The 1116-nt window shown below is 27.6% G+C and carries 1 pseudogene; it reads right to left on the bottom strand.

Going from position 1 to position 1116, the window contains the following annotated elements:
- Window positions 1-903 precede the first annotated feature (903 nt).
- A pseudogene (locus V7014_RS20275) lies at window positions 904-1116 on the bottom strand (HNH endonuclease); the annotation flags it as partial.

The raw sequence follows: 1116 nt of genomic DNA, 5'->3' as shown, positions 1-1116 counted from the left end.
TTAAAAACTTTCTTATATAGGTTGGATTCGTGATCCTTAACTTCTTCGGAAAATATGTAAAGAATAAGAAAAATTCTAATTCTATCTTTATAAATCCTTATATTTTCAAATTCTTCTAGGTTTGCATTTTGAGACACTATATTACCCCCAACAACACATATTAAATACCAACTTCTCAGTAACTATAGTCCTATTTTACAACTATTATTGATAGCTCTCAATCTTAATTACAATTTCATACAATAGTGGATAAGCCGTTTCAGAACGGAAAAGATTTATCAGCCCTTATCTGTTCCATTACACCTTAATCATTTACAATTTGAATATTAATTAGAAGGACACTTCCTTTTAAATCACACCCATTATATGATTGAATTTTTTATTTTCTTTATTTATTGTTAATAAAAGTGCATTTACTACTTGTAATCACATAGCACTCAATTGTTCATGATAGCGACGCCAAAAAGTTTAAATATCCTGTTAATTGATCTTTCTTTACCTTTCTTTTCAATATAATAATAAATCTATAAGAAGGTTAATATGATGTTTATCCAAGAATGATTTACTCTATTTTGATGTGAGCGAAAGTAATTTGGTATGTTATAATAAGAAGATTATTAATGGATTTGATAGTTAGGGGAGAAATCATCAATAATGGATAGAAAAAGTACTAACAGGCTTTACGTTGAATTACTTGAAGGCAATCTTGAAAAAATTCTAAGTGAATTAGATTTAGTCTATAAATTAACTCATAATGATGAGAGGAAAAGAGGCTCTTTTTACCGATACTTCAAATTAAGGTGCTAACCCAATCGAAGTAAAGTCTATCTTTTCGAGCCTTACAGGTTGTACGGATTGCTTCTTGTTAAAAAAACAACTTAATTAATTGTTTTGTAGAAGTAATCATATCAGGTGTTTTTTGATGTTTGGACTTTGTATTAAATCAAAGTAAATGGTTTGATTCCAATAATACTTTAACCATCGTTTTGCAATATCATAAAAATCAAAAGCTACTTTATCTTCTTTCATTTTATTAGTATTTACTGTTAATTCTACTAGTGCTTTTAACCATCCCATTTTGTATGTATTATCAAAGTTGCAATTTAAAATTAGGGT

This window comes from Bacillus sp. JJ722 (assembly GCF_036963345.1).
Taxonomy (GTDB): Bacteria; Bacillota; Bacilli; order Bacillales; family DSM-1321; genus Bacillus_AD.
The sequence above is the reverse complement of the archived record's forward strand: the minus strand, read 5'-3'. Positions and strand labels throughout refer to the sequence as shown.